This window comes from Candidatus Vicinibacter affinis (genome assembly GCA_016714365.1).
Lineage (GTDB): Bacteria > Bacteroidota > Bacteroidia > Chitinophagales > Saprospiraceae > Vicinibacter > Vicinibacter affinis.
In genome coordinates, this window is sequence record JADJNH010000005.1 from 803,228 (window position 1) to 823,446 (window position 20,219).

At 36.5% G+C, this 20,219-nt stretch carries 15 protein-coding genes; 8 read left to right on the top strand and 7 right to left on the bottom strand.

Annotation, left to right across the window (positions count from 1 at the left end; translation table 11 throughout):
* Nucleotides 1-3: 3 nt before the first annotated feature.
* The 6 genes from IPJ53_03470 to IPJ53_03495 are packed head-to-tail and all read right to left on the bottom strand — an operon-like array spanning nucleotide 4 to nucleotide 7,799.
* A complete protein-coding gene (locus tag IPJ53_03470) occupies nucleotides 4-1,713 on the bottom strand; it encodes a serine/threonine-protein phosphatase (GenBank protein ID MBK7798148.1) in 1,710 nt (569 codons plus the stop codon).
* Nucleotides 1,710-2,636 carry a hypothetical protein gene (locus tag IPJ53_03475; GenBank protein MBK7798149.1) on the bottom strand — a complete coding sequence of 309 codons (927 nt, stop codon included), beginning with the start codon at nucleotides 2,634-2,636 and terminating at the stop codon, nucleotides 1,710-1,712. The genes IPJ53_03470 and IPJ53_03475 overlap by 4 nt, the downstream gene beginning before the upstream one ends.
* 18 nt (nucleotides 2,637-2,654) lie before the next feature.
* Complete coding sequence (locus IPJ53_03480) at nucleotides 2,655-4,247, bottom strand: FHA domain-containing protein (GenBank protein ID MBK7798150.1); 1,593 nt, start codon at nucleotides 4,245-4,247, stop codon at nucleotides 2,655-2,657.
* A gap of 10 nt (nucleotides 4,248-4,257) precedes the next feature.
* Nucleotides 4,258-5,757, bottom strand: coding sequence for a serine/threonine protein kinase (locus IPJ53_03485; protein ID MBK7798151.1), 1,500 nt, complete (start codon nucleotides 5,755-5,757; stop codon nucleotides 4,258-4,260).
* Between the two features lie 3 nt (nucleotides 5,758-5,760).
* Nucleotides 5,761-7,098, bottom strand: coding sequence for a protein kinase (locus tag IPJ53_03490; protein MBK7798152.1), 1,338 nt, complete (start codon nucleotides 7,096-7,098; stop codon nucleotides 5,761-5,763).
* An 8-nt stretch (nucleotides 7,099-7,106) separates the two neighbouring features.
* On the bottom strand, nucleotides 7,107-7,799 hold the full coding sequence (locus tag IPJ53_03495) for a hypothetical protein (GenBank protein ID MBK7798153.1): 693 nt from the start codon (nucleotides 7,797-7,799) through the stop codon (nucleotides 7,107-7,109).
* Nucleotides 7,800-8,040: 241 nt separating this feature from the next.
* On the opposite strand from IPJ53_03495, the gene IPJ53_03500 reads away from it, so the two are divergent.
* The 7 genes from IPJ53_03500 to IPJ53_03530 all read left to right on the top strand — a co-directional run bounded on the left by IPJ53_03500 (nucleotide 8,041) and on the right by IPJ53_03530 (nucleotide 17,033).
* Complete coding sequence (locus IPJ53_03500; protein ID MBK7798154.1) at nucleotides 8,041-8,613, top strand: RNA polymerase sigma factor; 573 nt, start codon at nucleotides 8,041-8,043, stop codon at nucleotides 8,611-8,613.
* A gap of 82 nt (nucleotides 8,614-8,695) precedes the next feature.
* Nucleotides 8,696-9,541: a hypothetical protein gene (locus IPJ53_03505; GenBank protein MBK7798155.1), complete on the top strand. Its 846-nt coding sequence runs from the start codon at nucleotides 8,696-8,698 to the stop codon at nucleotides 9,539-9,541.
* Between the two features lie 338 nt (nucleotides 9,542-9,879).
* A complete protein-coding gene (locus tag IPJ53_03510) occupies nucleotides 9,880-12,423 on the top strand; it encodes a T9SS type A sorting domain-containing protein (protein ID MBK7798156.1) in 2,544 nt (847 codons plus the stop codon).
* 94 nt (nucleotides 12,424-12,517) lie between these two features.
* A complete protein-coding gene (locus IPJ53_03515) occupies nucleotides 12,518-13,528 on the top strand; it encodes a hypothetical protein (protein MBK7798157.1) in 1,011 nt (336 codons plus the stop codon).
* Between the two features lie 454 nt (nucleotides 13,529-13,982).
* The gene (locus tag IPJ53_03520) at nucleotides 13,983-14,498 is read left to right on the top strand and encodes an SET domain-containing protein (GenBank protein MBK7798158.1); all 516 of its coding nucleotides are present in this window, start codon (nucleotides 13,983-13,985) and stop codon (nucleotides 14,496-14,498) included.
* Nucleotides 14,473-15,567 (top strand): hypothetical protein, encoded by a 1,095-nt coding sequence (locus IPJ53_03525; protein MBK7798159.1) that lies wholly within the window; start codon nucleotides 14,473-14,475, stop codon nucleotides 15,565-15,567. Before IPJ53_03520 ends, IPJ53_03525 begins: the two co-directional genes overlap by 26 nt.
* Nucleotides 15,564-17,033, top strand: coding sequence for an SET domain-containing protein-lysine N-methyltransferase (locus tag IPJ53_03530; GenBank protein ID MBK7798160.1), 1,470 nt, complete (start codon nucleotides 15,564-15,566; stop codon nucleotides 17,031-17,033). The genes IPJ53_03525 and IPJ53_03530 overlap by 4 nt, the downstream gene beginning before the upstream one ends.
* Before the next feature lie 96 nt (nucleotides 17,034-17,129).
* Here IPJ53_03530 and IPJ53_03535 read toward each other — a convergent pair whose 3' ends face one another.
* Nucleotides 17,130-17,456, bottom strand: a complete 327-nt coding sequence (locus IPJ53_03535) for a hypothetical protein (GenBank protein ID MBK7798161.1) — start codon at nucleotides 17,454-17,456, stop codon at nucleotides 17,130-17,132.
* 172 nt (nucleotides 17,457-17,628) lie between these two features.
* On the opposite strand from IPJ53_03535, the gene IPJ53_03540 reads away from it, so the two are divergent.
* Nucleotides 17,629-20,211 carry a DNA gyrase/topoisomerase IV subunit A gene (locus IPJ53_03540; protein MBK7798162.1) on the top strand — a complete coding sequence of 861 codons (2,583 nt, stop codon included), beginning with the start codon at nucleotides 17,629-17,631 and terminating at the stop codon, nucleotides 20,209-20,211.
* Nucleotides 20,212-20,219: the final 8 nt, after the last annotated feature.

Below are 20,219 nucleotides of genomic sequence, written 5' to 3' on the forward strand. Positions count from 1 at the left end.
TTTTTATTTGTTCAGCTCATCTATTAACCGAAGACGATCTTTTTCTTTCAATTTAATGGATTTAATTCTAATGAAGTCATCTGATTCATCCTTTTGTTTCTTTCCCTCATGTAAAAAATATTCAACTTCCATTTTCCCGCTGTATTTTTCTATTTCTATAGATATTTCCTTCTCGTTACATGCTAATCTGAAAGCTCTGTACCCTTTTTTTGTATTAAATTCATAATAAAATAAACCTTCGCGTACTGTCCTTTCCATAGGGGCTGAATTAAATATACTTTTTTCATCCTTAAAGCAATTTGTCATCTCAAATATTACCTTATTTGAATTTAGAAATTTTGAGTTTTGCTTCTGTTTATGCTCACTAAGTCTCGGAAGTTTATTTTGGTCACTTTTATCTTTAAATTCATTTGATTTTACATTTGATGTGTCGTTGGTATTTGATCTATTAATTGAATCAACAGTATGATTGTCAATTGTTTGAATAGAATTGTTTGGCAAGATTGGTTTGGAATTTCTACTTCGACTTTCTTTGGGATTTTCTTTGTCTTGATATTCTTCTTTTTTTTCTTGTTCTGTGTGAATATTTGAAACGGAATCCAACATTTCGCTGATAGACAGATTCTGTTTATCTATAATTGGCAAAGTTTGTTTTCGAATTAGTGTCAAAATAATTGTTGTTATTATTATAAATAGAAAAATGACCGTGACCAATAAAATTTTCTTCCTTGGTTTTTTATTTAAACCTTGCTTCAAGGTTGGATATACAGGTTGCTGGGAAATTGTAAAACCTTTTTTGTGGTGTAGAAATTCAGGGGCTAATCCTGCATTATCAACAAAAGAGGAAAGTATAACAGTGATGTTATCTCTTCCTCCGGCTTTATTTGCTGCACTGACCAGCTGATGACAGTTTTCAGAAAGGGAATTCTTTGGATCAAATACAGCCTCTAGCTGAGAATCTGAAAGCATGGAGTTTAACCCATCACTACACAGCAGGAGCATATCCCCACTGGACAAATGAATCGGTCCTGTGATATCAGGAACTTCATGGTGGTGATCGTTTCCTAAACATCTCATTATGATGTTACTCTCTCCTGAAAGTCGAGCCTCCTCACGAGTATAGCGACCCTGGGTCTGCTTTACCTTTTCCCATACCAAGGAATGGTCCTCAGTTAGTATGCGCAATTTTGTACTACAATCCATGTAATATGTTGGATCGTAATCGCGAATTCCATTTGGATTGTATAGATATGCCCTACTGTCTCCAATCCATGAGAGGTATAGCATTTCTGGAAATATCCAAGCAACTGTTAGTGTAGTACCCATTCTAGCAAGCATAGGATTGTGACTTGCCTGAATAGAAAGTTCCTCATATACTTTATTAAAAGCTGCCTGTAAATGTTTTCTTACTGATTCCTCAGAAATTTGATCCTCTATTGCCGTTAGGGAGAAATATTGGCGTATTCCTTCTACTGCAATTCTAGAGGCCACCTCTCCTGCCTCAGCTCCTCCCATCCCATCTGCCAAAATTAACAGTGCACCTTTTGCACCAAGTGGAGAACCTTCTTCCGGACTATGTCCCCACATATTCTCATTAAGATCATAGCATATTCTATAATCATCTTCATTATGATCCCTTACACAACCGATGTCAGTAAGTCCATAAACCTGAAAAGATCTTCCGGCAGCTAGTGTATGTGACAATGAATTCATTTTTTCGAACTACCGCCTTTTCCTTTTTTGTCCACTTCTTGCAGCTGGGGTCTGTCCATATTGGTTTCCTTAGAAGGGGCCTCTTGCCTTTCTGGTGGCTTTTGGTTCTCAGCTGGACTCGCAATTATGGATAATATTTCTTTTGTGGAAGGATTTTTAAGGTTTCCAACTACCATACCCGCAAATCTGAATAGAATCTTTCCATCTTGGGGAACACACTCCATATAAACACCACCCAGGAATCCACTATCCTTTGGAGTAGTTATCATTGCCCTCCCCTCATTCCATTCCGGACTCATGAATATCACTTTTTTTACTAGTGAGTCAGGGTTATTATAAACTCCTAAAAAATATAGAATCAACATTCCACTCGGCGTCTGACTTGTAGACCTTGTTAAACCAATATAAGTCTTGCCTCCTGTTGAAGTTACTCCAAAGCCATTTGAGTTGATTCTGCTGGCAGCATCTTTCCCTGAAACCTCATATTTTTTACCATACTTAACAGACGTTATCAACATTTCTTGGAGTTCAGCATCATATTCAGTTTTGTAATTCTCAAAATCAGGATCTATAGTCCAAGGTTTTACCATTAATGGGTCCATCCACAATTCTCTTCCCTGTGCAAATGCAATCCCTAACTTTTTGCCATAGTATGGCAGATCTTCTTTTCCATAGTATTTGCCGTCTTTGGTGATCTGGTATCGTGTTTCTACCACCATAATATAGGGATCTATTGCTATAGCTAAAGAAATTGCTGAATTCTCAATCTCCAGATTAGTAGTTTTTTTGCGGTTATTTTGTTGCCCAGAACTTTGTTTCTTCCCTTTCTTAAAAATGTCCTCAATTCTAAGTGTATCCTGGCCTGATATTTCTACTTGTAACAGACATAGGATAGCTCCTAATATTACATAATATTTTTTCATATTTCAAATTTATACTTGCTACCTTATTTCCCAAACAGGGACCAATTGTTGAACCTTTGAAAATCCGTGACTAATAATACCAATGACTTCAAATCCGCCATTAGCTGTTCTGATCATCATTGGACCGCCAGAACTTCCTTGATCAAGTGAATTGGCTGAAATGTTAATCATCCCATTTACAATTCGATCTTGCACGACTTCTGCCTTAATTTGTATTGGTTCTATTTTATTAAAATCAAAGGATTGCATAAGTTGACCATAAGAATATCCAAAACCAATCAATTCAGTACCTTGAGCCAATCTGCGTGAAATATCTCTATTGATTTGCAAACTACCTTTCCTGTTTCCCATGATTACTTTGGCCCAGTCGGTATATAAATGATTGATATTGCATCTTTTCAATCTATAATCAGGACTGGCTTGCACATCGCATAATAATGCGTCTTTAGATTGGTCAAATTGAACGTCCTTGTTAGTGAAAGTGAATTGATCACCTGCCGGTGATACAGCCTTGTAAACTACCTCAACAGAACCTCCTTTGATTTCTGCGTTGTTCAAAAAGTTCTTGACCATACCCTCCAATTCCCCTGAATTTTCTTCGCCACATTTTACATTAAATCTCCAAGGTTGAATAACATGTCTTGCTGTGACAAATGTGCCATCATTGAGGAGAAACCCAGTTCCGGACCACGCATAGCTTAATTCTTTTTTCAAATCAAATGGACCTAGCGAATTGTTATGGTCCGGATGATAAACTTGAACACTTTGGATTAGAATAAAATAAATGTCTTTTTTTAAGTCCCTCAAACTACTTTTGTCCATATCCATAATGCTCTTTTCAGATGGTTTTGGAGGAATTACACCTATTATTTCAAGACGATCATTTATTTCACTAATTCTAGAACCAATTTTGATTCTTGTTTTCTCATTTTGAACACGAGAAAGCGAATCTTGAAGTTTTTTCCTTTCATCTTCAAGTAATGAAATCATACTTTGATTTATATTTATCAAAGTATCTTGTTGTGCTATTTTAATTTCGTTACCTCTTATTTTGGTACTGCTTTCTGCATAATACCACAAAATGAATCCAATAAGTACAATCAAAAAAAATGACAATACTCCAATCGCCTGCTTGTAAGGTCTTAAGGCTTGACTGCCAAACTCTTTTAGCCGACTGGTGAATTTCATGCTTGCAGTGGTCTTGTTGGCCGGGGTGTGAAGAAATCTTAGTCGAGGCCCTTCATAGGAGAGTCTGATTTCATCACCTGCATGTAATTCCTGGTTATTTTGCACCGGTTGGTTGTTGATCAATGTAGGATTTGTGGCATTGGGTTCCGCTTCTATGAAAAACCTTCCTTTTTCAGACTTAATGTAAGCATGTTGTCTTGAAACCGTAGGGTAATCGTCTGTGTAACGGATGGTGCATTTTTTGCCACGTCCAATAGTAACAAAGGGTTTCCACATTGTCTGCTCTCCATTACGGGGTTGGTCCATGGTTGGATCAATAAAAACTAAAGTGTAGTTGTCCACATTTTTTCCAGAAAGCATCTGAATGCCTTGCCTGATGGTACTTCCTAAGCCAAATTCCTGTTTTTGTGTAGGTCTTGCCATTATGTTTGTTTTAAATGTTTTTTAATTTTAAATAATTTCCAATGCAATCAATAAATACAATTTCACCGTCTAAGTTTCTCAATACTGCCCGACATTGAAAATCTTTTGTCGTTAGGTTTTTTATATCATGTTCCGACCCTGCTAAGACTTTATCACTGTGAAAATTCACCAGGCGACACTTCAGGCAATTGTTATCTCCTTTATTTAAGAGGAGAAGTAAGTATCCATTATAGAGGTCGTAAATTTCCAACACAGGTTTAGCTATCAACTCTTTACCATCCAAATCAATAATGGTAAAAAGATTATCATTGGTTTTAGCAATTGTTATATTTGAGAAATACGGTGCTATCGATAGGTAAGTATTCTTTATTTGATTTAAATAAATGGAACGATTTTTAGTTCCTGTTAATGGGAATAACCAGGTTTTAGTTTCACCCCAACTGTTAATTGCCATTTTAAGATCTCCACTTTTTTGAAAATTTATTGATTCCATCATTTTTTTTTCATACTTAAAGAAATCCATCAAAATAAAGCCGATTAACATTAATGTAGGAATTGCAATTAAAATATTGATCTTTTTCTTTGAAGGGATTATGATTATTTTTTTTGTAAGTTGATAAGGCTTCCACCTTTCATTAGAAATATAAAAATCTGCCCATTCAGCAAGTTGTTCAGATGAAGGTCTCTCTTCAGGGTTGTATCGAAGGCAATCAGAAATAATGTTTTTCAGAATGCCTGCTAAGATTATGTTGGCAGGAAGTTTAATTACCGGTGATTTTGCGATTAAGTTTTCACCAATGAAGTAGGTATTATCCACCGAAGGGGTTTCTCCACTAACTAATTCATATAACATAATTCCAAGAGAGAATACATCGCTGTTAATGTGAATTTGGTTTTTGAAAAATTCAGGGGATGCATAGGCTTTGGACAATCCCTTGTTCCTTGAATCAAGGAGCACCGTTTGCCTGGACAACTTAGACACTGGATGTCTTTCGCTGATGCCGAAATCTGCAAGCAGGTATTCCATTTCGGTTCCTTTTGGATAAAGCATTACATTATCCGGTTTTATGTCCTTGTGTACAATTCCATTTTTTTTTAGGTAGGCTAATGCATCCGAAACGTCATGCATGATTTTGGCTAATTCTTTCTCACTAAACAGAGGGATCCCTTTTTCGACTGAAAATGAGAATTCCTTTTTCCTTTTTTCTAAATCATCCATTAGGGACCCTGTGCATAGTGGTAAAACCAAATATTTGTATTGATTTTTGTAAGTCCCGAAGGACCTTGGCAAAAGAAGGTTGGGATGGATAAGATCCTTACTTTTATGGTATTCAGAATCTAAAATTTCTTCGTTTCCAATTGCATGAGGGCTCAAAATATCCATAATTTTTAATGCAAAAGATCTTCCATCATCCTTCACGACTTCCCAGACTTCACTGAAACCTCCTGTACCAATTTTTTTGACCAGATGGTAATCCTCTATTTTAACTCCTTCTATTATTGCTTCCATGAGTTATAAATATTGAAGTATGACTTCACCTACAGTAATCACATCCCCAGGTGTGAGAACATGACTACTGTTTTTATCTAAAAGCTCACCATTGACAAAAATGCCGTTCAAAGAATAATTCCAGGAAGGGGGATTTGAATCCTGTGACCATTGCCCATCACGTATTTGGATGGTATCGTTATTTTTTTCAAGGGTTCCGTGTTTTCTTGAAACATAACTGGTCATGGACTCCTGCAAGGAAATATCATTTGGGTTATCTTCATCCATTCGCCCAAATTTTAGGATATCTTTGCCAGCCTTTTCAAACAAGATTTTTAAATCAATTTTTTTACCTATATCATCACCTGCCCGAACGACTAGGGTATTTTTACACATGGATGTGCGGCTTGCCATGTGTTTTGATGGTTCATAAATACCTAACATTTCCATGATATGGGAAATGTCTTTAGGTCTCTTAGTCGGATTAGGTTCTAGACATTGTTCAAAAAACCTTACCCATTTGGGAGTCAAATCCTTCCTCCAATCAGTGATTGGTTTGAAATTTTTTGTTTTAACTCTTTTTGTGTATTTCAAAGGAGTCTCTTTGATCTCTTGCGCCGTGCCAAAAGGTAGGTTACCATTCGTCAAAAGCTCATATAAAGTAACACCTAGTGAAAAGATATCCATTTGAGGACCTAAATATCGGTATGCCTCTTTGTGATCCATTTGTTCAGGAGCAGAATACGCAAGTGTTCCCCATACTTCTAATACCTCACCCGAGCGATTGACGACAGTCACTCTTTTATCGTGTAATCCATACCTTCCTGAAATATCAAAATCGCAAAGTTTGGCAGTCATAGAGCTGTCAAAAAGTACGTTTTCAGGCTTAAAGTCCCTATGCACATAACCATTTTGATGAAGATCTCTAAGTCCCATACAAAGGTCAGACGCTAAGTTGAGTACTTGAGATTCAGTTCGGTAATTTGTTTTATTTTTAGCAAGATTTCCATTCGGGCAATAATCCATCAATACATAAGGGTTATTGTCAAAAAAACCAGATCCAAGATTGTGGACCAAATTTTCTGAAGGGATTAGCCCGGCTTTGTAACCTTCATGAAATCTGCTGAGAATTTGCTGTGTCTCGGAAGGTTTCATTTTGAAGAATTCAAGAAGTTTAAGTGCGAAGGGCTTTTGATCCACCATATTAACCACCTTATATACAGTTCCAAAGCCCCCTTCTCCAATTTCCGAGTCTACCTTAAAAGTTTTGCCATCTTTCAAGGAAAGTACATCTCCTTCTAAAAATCTAATTCTTCCAGGAAAGTCGCGACTGTAGGACTGGCTCTCTGTATATTGTGTCATGGCTTAAATTACTTCCTAATTTGAACTTTATAGTATTTATTCCGGCCAAGAATTAGGATGTCCCCTTCCTTTAATTCTTCTAAACCGGTTACCATTTTGAAGACGGCCTTGTTAGAGGAAAGGTTCTCTAATTTCCAATTTTGTCCATCATAGGAAAATCTAACATGATTATGCTGGCTGATTGATTCATCAGCCGGGTCTATTTCTGCCCTACCCAATACTTTCTGGCCTCCTTCTATTATTTTCAATTTGATGGGCTGATCATCAGGATCCAATGGAGACAACTCTAATTGAACCTTTTCATTATTTGCACCAGATCTAATGATTTCAGACAGGGATTGCGTTTTATTTTGCGATAAATCTACCAAAGTAGGAGTAGGATCTATAATAGATTTGTTACAGTTTGGACATCTTTTGGACAACCTACTTAAAAGATATCCACAGGAAGGACAATTTGATTGATCCGGAAAAGTTTCTTTTGTTGAGTAACTCTGCTTACCAATTTCTGTTTGTTTAATCTCACTATCAAGGTCTTGTACTTTACCTTTAGATGTGTGCATTTCTTCATCTAAAGTTTTAAGTCCGGCAAGTGTAGGGGATATTGGAGTAAGGTCATTGGATATTTCAGTTGATCCACATTGGGGGCATTGGTCTGGATCTTGAGGCATTAACTTATAACTGCAATTTTTGCACTTTCTCATTTGAAGTAGTTTTGTTTGAATTATGTAACCTGTATATGTAATTTGAGGTGTTTGTCGCCGTAATATCAGATTTTTTACGAAATTTTCAAAGTATTTGCCAAATTTTTAGTTGAAGGGATATTTCTAAAGAGTTTAGTTGTTTGGCATATATAAATCAGGGTATTCAAAAAATCAGATTATTTTGTAGTACAACTTTTATAATTATTTTTGTTCAATATTATTCGAAATTCGCCCTAAACACATGGCACACCTATTCAGCTCATATTCAGATAAAGAAATATACAATGGGTTATTACACGATTATGATTGGGCATATAAAGCATTAATGGAAGGGCATACTTCCAAACTCAAGGAGTATGTTTTGAATAATGGTGGGGATCTTCAAGATTCTCAAGATATTGAACAAAGAGTACTTATCATCCTTTATGAAAATATTAGATCGGGTAAATATTTATTTAGAGAAGATGTAAAGATAAGTACATACCTCTTCAGCATTGCACAACACCAATGGCTTGGCGAGTTAAAAAGTCGAAAAAAAAGCAAACCAACGAATGAAGAATATTTTGTCCATTTTTCAGAGGATCAAACTGATACATTGTATCTTGATGAATTGGTGGAAGTACTATTGAAGATCTTAAATGATTTGGATCCAGACTGTTACAAATTAATAAAATTCAAATATTATGACCATTTTAATGATGAAGACATTTCTAAATTATTGGAAACTATTAGTGTAGAAAATGTTCGTAAAAGAAGATACAAATGCCTACAAAAAGTAAAAAAGTATTTAATTACAAAACTTCCTCTGGCCTAGCGACAAAATTGAAATTTAGTTATTAAGTTTAGAATGGTAAGTCCATATAGTTGAGTTTAGATTAGATAGTCAATTTGTTATTATGATAGATGAGAAATTATTTGAAGAAAAACTAACAGTTGCAATAGCACATAAGGAAAGACTAAAAAAGTATAAAAGGCTGTCTCGTCTTAGTTCAGAAGTGAAAAGGAAACTTTGGATTCAGAAAATGTGGTTACCATTGGGAGGAATTGCAGCCGCTTCAGTAGCAGTGATTGTTTATCTTACTGGGATTGCAACGCAACAGGAGGTTCCTGCATTAGATCATTCCATTCTAATTTCTCAGGAGGACTTGACCAAAGAAAATCAGCAAAATGGTCATTCCTCAATGAATAGGAATTTATATCTAAATAATGCCAATATTTCACAGTCTAACAAAAATATATTACCTCTTGATTCAGGATCAATAAAAAGCGTTGATTTTGTTTTAGAGGATAATGATCAGATAGCATTTGATAATAAAACAACTTATAGTTTACCTTATGATAAGGAATACAAAAATGAGAAAGATGTTTTAAGACCTTATTTAGAATCTGAAAATATCTCTACATTAGCGACTAATTTTTCTGCCAAGTCCCACCATGATAATAATTTTACTAGCAATAAGAATCTTTTATATTGTCCAGCAATTATGTATCATAAGGAAGGTACAGAAATTATTGAAACCACAACAGTTGTGCTTAAGTTGAATCATCACTTGGAAGATAAATATTTTTTTAAAAAAGATACAATCATTCTAAATTTAAGCAATAATAATTTGTTGTTAAAATTACAAGCCGGATCTAGTAATAAAGGGATTCTACTTAAATTATGGATTGATTCTGAGGCCGCTTTAGTGATTGACACTCGTAAAATTACTGGTGATTACCTTAGAATTAATAAGGGTTAATACTCTTCTTTTATTAAAAATAAATATTTCCATTTTTTTGCACCCATTTTACTTTTGATTTTTTAGCTAATCAATTGTTGATTTGTTTAAGGGCATTCATTTTTATTCTGAGTAAGAATTGTTCAAATTGGGAATGGGGTACATAGAAATTACCGATTTAAAGTTGGAGATCAATAACTCAATTAAATTAGCTGCTTTGAATTTATTTTTATCATTATTTTTAAAAATGAATTTTATGAGTATTGTCCTGTTTAATTTTTTTTTGCCGATGAATTATTCCCATTGGCACCAACCCAATTTAATTTACCATCGCAGCATTAATTGTTTATTTTTACCTTATGAAATGGCTCTTAATATTATACCCGTGTATTTATTTTGCGTGTAACTATACTCCTCCTGCTCAAACTAAGACTGTTAAAGTTGAAGCAGGTAATGCTTTGGATTATTTTTATTATTCAAGGTCTTACCCTGAACAGTCAATTAATATGGATCAATTCACCAATGAATATGAAAAATATATTCGCAACAAGATTACAAACCGCACCACACCCATTGATTCCTGGGCGGCAATGGGGCCTTTGAATTATGCAGGAAGGTGTCTTGAAATCCAATTCAACAATGAAAACCCAAACACCCTTTTTGTAGGTACTGCCGGTGCAGGATTATGGAGATCATATACAGCCGGAGTCGGTCCAAAAGCATGGCATCATGTTTCTACCGGATATCCTGTTTTATCAGTTTCCTGTATGGCAATTCATCCAACTGACAGTAATACACTTTATATAGGTACAGGAGAAGTATATAATTATGGCAATGTTGGAACAGGACACAGTGTTTGGCGGACGCGAGGAAGTTATGGAATGGGCATCTTAAAATCAACTGATGGCGGAACGTCCTGGAAGCCTTCCTTGGATTGGTCCAGGGAAGATCTGAGGGGCGTGAATAAAATTATTATAGATTACAAGAACACAAAAAGGATCATAGCTGGAACTTCTGAAGGTATTTTTATAAGCGAGGACAATGGACACACTTGGAAACAATCACTTAAAGTAATAAACGTTACGGATTTAATCCAAAAAAATGACAACCCCGATATCATGGTTGCTGCGGCAGGTAATCTATTATCCAGTGATGGTGGAATTTATAAATCCTTGGATGGAGGAGTGAGTTGGACTAAAAGTGGAATTGGATTTCCTGCATTTAATGGTAAAGTGATGTTGACTAAAGATCCTTCTAATTCAAACAGAATTTTAGCCAGTGTGGGATCTCCGGTTGGCAATGCATCTGAAATTCAGGAGAGCAATAATTTTGGAGATCAATGGCAAAGTCTTGGTGCTGCCTTGCGCTATACTTATTATTGGATTGCCCACGACATCAGTGTACACCCAGGTAATCCTTATGATATTTTATGTGGAGGTGTGGAAGTTTTTAAGTTCAATCGCGCTTCTTCCTCCCTTGAAAGGCGCAGTCAATGGAATGCCTGGTTTTATGATAATATTAAAATTGGCGGGCCGGAAGGAGATTCGAGTTATGTCCATGCAGATATTCATGACATCATCCGACATCCTGACAATCCTGATGTAGTGTATCTGGCAACGGATGGGGGTGTTTTCAGGACATTAAATAATGGTGTAAGTTTTGAAGGTTGCAATGGGTTGTTACAGACGATACAATTTTATCAATCATGTTCTAATTCTTCACAAGATTCCAATTTTTTCATTGGAGGCCTTCAGGACAATGCAACAGCAGTTTATGAAGGTAAACCTGAATGGAGAAGGGTGATCGGCGGAGATGGGGGATTCACCTGTATTGATCCTACGAATGATCAAAAAGTCTACGGGAGTATTTATTGGCTTGCTGCATTTAGATCGATCGATAGAGCGAAGACATTTCAGTATATTTTCCCACAACAGGGTGCGAACACTGCAAATTTTATTGCACCAATTTGTTTATGCGAAGCGGAAGAGAACATACTTGCTACCTCCGGAGATACTTTTTATCTCACTGAAAATGGTGGCGCCTCCTGGACTAAACCAATACAAGGTTCACTGATTGATTCCGGAAGAATTTGTAATGCCTTGAGTTTTGCACCGTCTGATTGTAATTATTTATATGCATCGACCACTCCTTTCAAACAAGGAATCCAGGGCGCGGTGGTTCGAAAGGGAAATGCGCAATGCATTCGAAGTAAAGACAAAGGCAGAACCTGGACTAATATACAAGCCGGAATTCCAAATCGGATCGTAATGGATTTTGCTGTTGATCCAAATATACCTCAAAGAGTTTTTGCTGTTTGTTCCGGTTTTGGTACACCGCATGTATTTTTTTCTGAAGATGCAGGTTTGAATTGGTTGCCCCTTACTAATGGACTTCCTGATGTCCCGTTTAACAGTATAACCATTGATCCGTTCCAACCGGAACACATTTATGCAGGCTCTGATTTGGGTGTGTGGTTCAGTAGAAATTCAGGAAAGAATTGGGAAAGTTTCAATGAAGGTTTGGTGGAAGCCTGCCTTGTTATGGACCTAAGTATTTCCAAGGCAAATAAAAAATTGAGAATTGGCACTCATGGGCGGGGGATGTTTGAACGTTCTCTGGTTTCCAGTTATAAGATTGTGTCTGCCAAAAATATACAACAGCAAGCGGATTTATTCAGCTATTATCCCAATCCTGTAAAAAATTACCTCATCTTAAAATCGAAAAATCACAAATTTAGTCCGACAAAACTTGATGTTTGTGATGTCCTGGGCCACCCGATTCTGTCAAGAGAACTTGTGGAAGGAGAGAACAGAATTGACCTTTTCAATTTTCCAAAGGGTATATATTGGCTTGTGGTGAAAAATGGAGCGCTGTCCCAATCAGAAATTTTTGTAATTCAATAATTAAAGGGAACTAGCTGGAGTAATTTTTGTTTATATGGAGTATTTTCTACCTTCGTAGCGTTTAGAAATATTAAACCATTATAAAAAACTAACAATGAAACTAACTGCTTTTTCAAGATTCCTTATTGTGATGCTTATCCTTGGAGGAATTTTTATGTTATACAGAAAATTTGGTCCAGGTCTTATAGAAAAGTATGGAGCAAAGACAGAAGTTCAGGAGGGCACTTCTGCTAATTCGGGTCAGGAAGCAACTGAATCAATACCCGCAAATACAGAGCAAGCTGTTCCCGAAACCACAAAATCAAGTTTTGATTATTCTGCACCGGTTCCGGTGAATGGAAAACTGAAGGGCGTGGTTGAGCTGGGAGCCTCCGGTTTCAATTCATTCATCGTCAGAATAGATGCTGAGAAAAATTGGAAACTTGAGAAAGCTGAGTTTGGATCGAGCCTGGTGTATGAGAACATGGCTACTGATGATGATGTACGCAATGGTCTGAAAAATTACATCAGAGGAATGCTTGATTTTGGTGTGGGAGGTAAGGACATTCACTTTGTAGTAAGTTCAGGTGCCAAGACAGAACCTAAGGTCATAAAAATTTCAAAGGGCCTTAAGGAATTGGGCTATTTTGTCAATGAGGTGACGCCACAACAAGAGGGTACCTATGGCCTGAATTGCGTCTTGCCGGCATCATTTGAAAGTAATTCCTTTATGGTGGACGTTGGTTCCGGAAATACCAAAGTGTCTTATAAGTTAAATGGAAAAATTAATGCCTATGAATCTCATGGATCCAAATATTTTCAAAGAGGATTAAGTGACGATCAGGTTTATAAAGATGTTCGTAAAGTTTTAAGCCAAATTCCTGAAAGTAACAAGGCCAATTGTTTTATAATTGGCGGGATACCATTTGAATTGGCAAAACAAGTAAGAAACGGAAAAGAGAGGTATACGGTTTTAAAAGCTCCACAGGACTATACAGCCAATGGAGAAAAACAGAAAGCAGGCCTAAATATTTATAAAGCTTTGGCTGATGAGACCGGATGCAAGACCTTTATTTTTGATTGGGATGCAAACTTTACCATAGGATTTCTGCTTGGGTTGAAATAATATATTCAAGCATTCAGGATTTAACCCTATACATTAAGTGTAAGGCACTCAATGTATAGGGTTTTTTATTTTCTGATATTATCTCAAAATAGCTTTAAAGGCAAGCCTCTTCTCGAATTTCTTTCGAGGAGTCTTGCCTTTGTTGCTCTTTCGCCTCTCACTACGAACTCTAATAACAATTTTAGGATTATTGCAATCAATTAGTTGATTCTGCCTTTTTTTCATTTCTACTAATTGTATACTGTTCATTGGGTTCAAGTATAATCCAAAAATAATTGGTTTGCTTTTTATTCAACGAAGTCCCACTTTCAATTTTTGTCAAATTGAATTTTATAGCTTGATTAATTTGACAAGATTTAAAGACTTGAATGGGGTATGGCATGCTTTTGAAAAATACTGAATAATTATTTTTTAAATAGTCAATTAATATCATCTTTACATAAATTTAAATCGTTTGGAAAAAACATATTACTGTCCTGATCTGCTTTGGGAAACAATTGAAGAAATAGATGGTATATTAAATCTTAAAAAGGCAAAGGATAAAAATATACAAGCTTTATTTGCCCAAACATCATTTTTAGATGGTGATGTCATTATTGCATTTCAAGCAAAGGAGATTTTAGAAAGTCCAACTTATCTAACTGTGCAGATAGGGGCACACAATCATATAACACTAGTACCGGAGTTTCTTCAATATATCAATCACAGTTGTGACCCAAATATTGTTTTTGACGTTGATCAAATGGTTATTAGGGCAATTAAAAATATTGAGACCGGTGAAGAGTTAAAGTTTTTTTATCCTTCAACGGAGTGGGAAATGGATCAGCCATTTATTTGTAATTGTGGGTCTGCCCAATGTTTGGGATTGATATCAGGTGCATCGGGCTTAGATCCCGCATCGAAGCTGCGTTATCAGGTAAGCCAATATATTAAAAACAAGTGGAGTGAATCAGATCACAGGAAGGTATGAGTCCTATTCAGTGTGGATTCTCGTTCCTCTATTGGAAGCAGTTGACGAGAATATTGCCTACTATTATGATTTCGATCAAAGTTTTCAGGAATACAAGAAAGTATTTGAAGAGTTAGCGGTAGAATGGCACTGGCAACCAGTAAGTTTAAAAAATTATAGTGAAGTATTAAAATCAATTAAGCAAACTGTTACACTCAAAATTCCATTGATTATTAATTTATGTGATGGCGATGAAATTAATGATACCCCGGGTGTAAGTGTCATTCATGAACTTGAGCGATTGGATTTTATTTATACTGGCGCTCAATCTTATTTTTATGACATCACCACTTCCAAAATTGATATGAAAGTTCAGTTGGACCAGGATGATGTTCCAAATGCTGAGTGGGAAGTGATTCAGGAGAATGGAGAAAACATCCATGGTATTTTTCAGCGTCTTGGAAGTCCTCTTATCATAAAGCCTGCAGTTTCTGGAGGAAGCATGGGACTTGGAATTAAAAATGTAGTAACTAATGAAGACGAATGCATAGAACGTTTTCATGCGATGAAGCAGGGTTATCGAGGATGGAATCTTGATGCAGGAGGAATTTTTATTGAAAGGTTTATTGCAGGAAGAGAATTTACAACTTTGTTGGTGGGGTCTTTCCAACAGCCAGATAAAATTAAATGCTATACTCCGGTAGAAAGAGTATTTAGTCAGAATATTCCAAAAACAGAACAAATACTTTCATTTGACCGTTTGTGGGAGACTTATGATGAGGAGAAGGAATTAGATGGGAATGAATTTTTGTTTAATTATTTTTTACCGGAAGAGGCGCTCATTCCAAAACTGAATGAATTAAGCATGGAGACATTTATCAGTTTGAAAGGAACCGGATACACTCGAATTGACATTCGGATGGATGAAAATACCGGAAAAATGTTTGTGCTGGAGGCAAACGCACAATGCGGTTTGAGCGATGATGAAAATTATACTTCGATTGGGGCCATATTAAGATTAAGTTCATTATCATTTACCCAATTAATTACTCACATTATGGATGATGCCATAAATAGAAAAGTATCATGAGAATTTGCGTATTACAACCTGACTATGGTTCTTCCTCCGTGGATTATCAGAACTATGACCCCAGAAGGGATTTATCTGGTTTGATGTCTGAGGCTACTATAGATCACGTTTTTTTAAATAAGCTTACCACTTATAAGCAATTAAAAGAACTGTCCGGAAAATCCTACGATGTATTCGTAAATCTTTGTGAAGGATATCTTGAATGGGACATTCCTTCCATAGATGTCATTCACAGTTTGGAAATGCTGAATCTCCCATACACCGGTCCTAATGCAGAATTGTATGACCCGCCTAAGGATCTTATGAAATATGTAGCCTATTGTGAAGGTGTGAAGACACCTCCATATTACAAAGTGAGCGATGATTCAGATTTAAGTAAAATTTCAAATTATTTGAAATTCCCGATGTTTGTTAAACCAATAAAGGCTGGAGACAGTCTTGGAATTGACGATCACTCAAAAGTGGATACTGCCCATGATCTTTATTTGAAAATCGAATCCTTGAGGAAAGAGTACAACGATATACTCATTGAAGAATATATCCCAGGGAGAGAATTTACAGTCCTTGTTGTAGCTGATGAAAGCAAGCCAAGGAAGTGTAGAAGTTTTAAGCCTGTGGAGTACATTTTCCCCGAGAACTTTGCATTTAAAACATATTCACTCAAAACATCCGAACTTCATCCTGAAGCAAACAAGCCATGCGACGATAAGAAACTCGATAAAATTTTAAGGGAGTCTGCAGAAAGAATTTTTAAAGCATTCAACGGAGTGGGCTACGCAAGAATGGATTTTCGTGTGAATGATGCAAACGAAGTTTATTTCCTGGAAATCAATTTTACTTGTTCTGTTTTTTATTCCGAAGGTTATGAAGGTTCTGCAGATTATATCTTGAAATATGATGGTGTTGGACAGGAGGGATTTTTGCGGATGATTGTGGAGGAAGGAATAAAGAGATATAAATCCAGAATGAAAAAATATGAAATGAATGGCAATGCGATTTCAGGTTTTGGCATTTACGCAAAGCAGGGATTCAAAAAGGGAGAGGTCATTTTTAAAGGTGAAGAGAGGGCACAAAGGATAGTGACCAAACGATATGTAGGTAAGAACTGGACGATTGATGATAAAAGATTTTTCAAACAATATGCCTATCCACTGAGTAATCAGGTTTATTGTTTGTGGGACAATGATCCCACTGAATGGGCTCCACAAAATCACAGTTGCGATCCGAACACAGAGTATAAAGGATTGGATGTTATTGCACTCAGGGAAGTTCAACTAGGAGAAGAGTTGACACTTGATTATTCTAATTTTCTGGATGAGCAGGCGGAGTCATTTGTTTGTCAATGTAATTCACCAAAGTGCAAGGGTGTTATTTCTGGAGTCTTGAATAATTCTGTCACTAAAAGAGAAGATTTTCAAGAGATGCGTTCCCGGCATCGTGTCTTAAAGACCATGGAAAGACCCTAAAAAATTCAAGTTAGTCAGGATGTTCCAACTTCTTATTCTTTAAGAAAAGAAAAGCCCCTAAGTGGTGAACACCCAGGGGCTTTAAAAATTTTTCAATTACCATCTCCTTCTTCTCTCCTGATCGTGTTTTTCTCTGTAGATGTGACGATCTGTCTGGCACCTCAAAGCTCTTAGCTCACGTTTTTCTCTTTTAGAAAGATGTCCGTCACGCCAAGCTTGCCGGTGGGCCCATTTCATTCTCCTTTGATCATTTTTTAGATGTGCATATTCTTTTCTTGTGAGCTCTCCGTTCCTCCTGCCATGTTCAATTCTTTCCTGTTGATTTTGATGATGGCGTCTGTGATTGCCTGGACCAGGTTGTGCGTTCAAAATTAGGAAGGTGGTCAAGGTTATGAAGGCTGATAAAAAAATCTTGTTTTTCATGTTCATTAATTTTAGTTGTGACAGTTTGACCGGATGATCTTCCATTGGATTAAATTGACAGATGGCTTTAATAATAATTTAACCAAATCATCTCATTCCTGACTAATTGACATATATATGTTATTTATAATATGTCAAAATATACTAACTTTGCTGCTACTCAAACTCGAATATGGAAAATCAGGATGTTCCTTTACAAGAAGGAGATCATATATTAACCCTTGATGGGATGTACCAGGATTACTTTTTGGATTATGCCTCCTATGTCATTCTTGAAAGGGCAGTGCCGGCCATTGAAGACGGTTTAAAACCGGTCCAACGAAGGATACTCCACAGCATGTATGAAAAGGAAGATGGTCGTTATCACAAGGTGGCCAACCTGATCGGGCATACCATGCAATATCATCCGCACGGAGATGCAGCTATAGGGGATGCTTTGGTAAATCTAGGTCAAAAGGACCTGTTAATTGATACACAAGGTAACTGGGGAGATTTCCGAACAGGAGATTCTGCGGCTGCTCCAAGATATATAGAAGCGAGATTGACCAAGTTTGCCCTGGAGGTAGCCTTCAATCCACAGTTGACTGAGTGGCAATTATCTTATGATGGAAGGAATAAAGAGCCTGAAGTTCTTCCAATGAAATTTCCATTATTATTGGCACAGGGTGTAGAGGGTATAGCTGTTGGATTGGCAACTAAAATCCTGCCACACAATTTTATTGAAATCATCAAAGCTTCCATCCAATATTTAAAAGGCAATAAGGTAAAAATTTATCCTGATTTTGAAACCGGCGGGCAAATAGATGTTTCGGATTATCAGCAAGGGGCCCGTGGAGGGAAGGTGAAAATCCGTGCAAAAATTGAAGTAGAAGACAAGAAATATTTGGTGATCCGTGAGTTGCCTTTTTCAGTGACCACCACGTCACTGATTGAATCAATTGTTAAGGCTTCTGAAAAAGGAAAGATTAAAATTAAGCAAGTCTCTGATAATACTGCGAAAGATGTAGAGATACGAATTGAAATACAACCCGGTGTTTCTCCTGAGGTTACCATTGATGCTCTTTACGCATTTACAAGTTGTGAAATATCTATTTCTCCAAATGCATGTGTCATCGTAAAGGACAGTCCCGTCTTTCTGAGTGTGCAGGATATTTTAAGAATATCCACTGAAAATACCAGGATTCTTTTAGGTAAAGAGTTGGAATTTAGAAAAAATGAGTTGCTCGAAAAATGGCATCTCACTTCACTCGAAAAAATATTCATAGAAAACAGGATATATCGGGATATTGAAGAATGTACAAGCTGGCAGGAGGTAGTGGAAAATATTGAAGTCGGGTTAGCAAAATATGTGATTACGCCTGAAATGAATATCAAAACGGCTGATAAAAGAATCAGACTTAACCGTTCAATTACTTTAGACGATATTACGCACCTTACTGAAATCAGAATTAAGCGAATTTCGAAATACAATAAATTCCAAACTGATGAGCATCTTAAAAATCTGGAATCAGAAATTAAACAGGTCAATCATCATTTGGAACATCTCACTGATTACACCATTGCCTACTTTGAAAACCTATTAAGTAAATACGGGAAGGGCAAAGAGCGCAGAACCAGATTGATGGAATTTGAATCCATTCAGGCAACACAGGTTGTTGCCAATAATGCCAGGCTTTATGTAAACAGGGAAGAAGGATTTATTGGCTGGGGCCTGAAGAAAGATGATTTTGTTAAGGAGTGTTCAGACATCGATGACATTATTGTTTTTAGAGCCGACGCCAAATGTATAGTGAGCAGAATATCTGAAAAAACATTTGTGGGCAAAGATATTCTGCATGTGGATGTGTGGAGAAAGGGAGATGAACGGACCACCTATAATTTGATATACATAGATGGTGAGACCGGTAAGGCGATGGCTAAGAGATTTAATGTTACAGGGGTGACAAGGGATAAAGAATATGATCTTACCAAAGGGCATCCAAAATCCAAAGCGCTTTATTTTTCAGCAAATCCGGAAGGAGAGGCTGAAATTGTTAGTATCCAACTTACCGCAGGTTGTTCAGCCAAGATAAAACAGTTTGATTTTAATTTTTCTGAATTAGATATAAAAGGCAGAAGCTCACAGGGAAATATTGTCACCAAGTACCCTGTAAGAAAAGTAAGCCTGAAGGAAAAGGGGAAGTCAACACTGACTGCGCAAACCATTTGGTATGACGAAAATACAGGAAGGTTAAATATTGATGGTAGGGGAAGATCCTTGGGTGGACTTAATAAAGGAGATCTTTTGTTAGCTGTTTACAAAACAGGTAACTATGAAATTACTGAATATGATCTGAACAATCGTTATGCATATGAAGACCTGTTGGTAATTGAGAAATTCAATCCGGAAAAAATCATTTCGGCCATTTATTTTGATGGAGAAAAAAGATGGTCAATGGCAAAAAGATTTAAAATAGAAACTTCGACTCATGGACAGAAGTTTTCATTTATTTCAGACCACAAGGATTCAAAATTGTATTTTGTGAGTACGCACAGAAATCCGGAGGTCCTTTTTTCATATAAGCGAAAGAATGAAAAAATAGATGAAATCCTCACCCTCAATGAATTTGTAGATGTTAAAGGATGGAAGGCTCTGGGTAATAAAATTGAGGACCTCAGTTTACTTAAAGTGGTAGACCAAAGTAAGCCAGAGACTAACGTCAAAAATCCGGGTACTGAAAAACTTAAGCCGGGAGATACGATTGATTTTGATTAAATAGATGC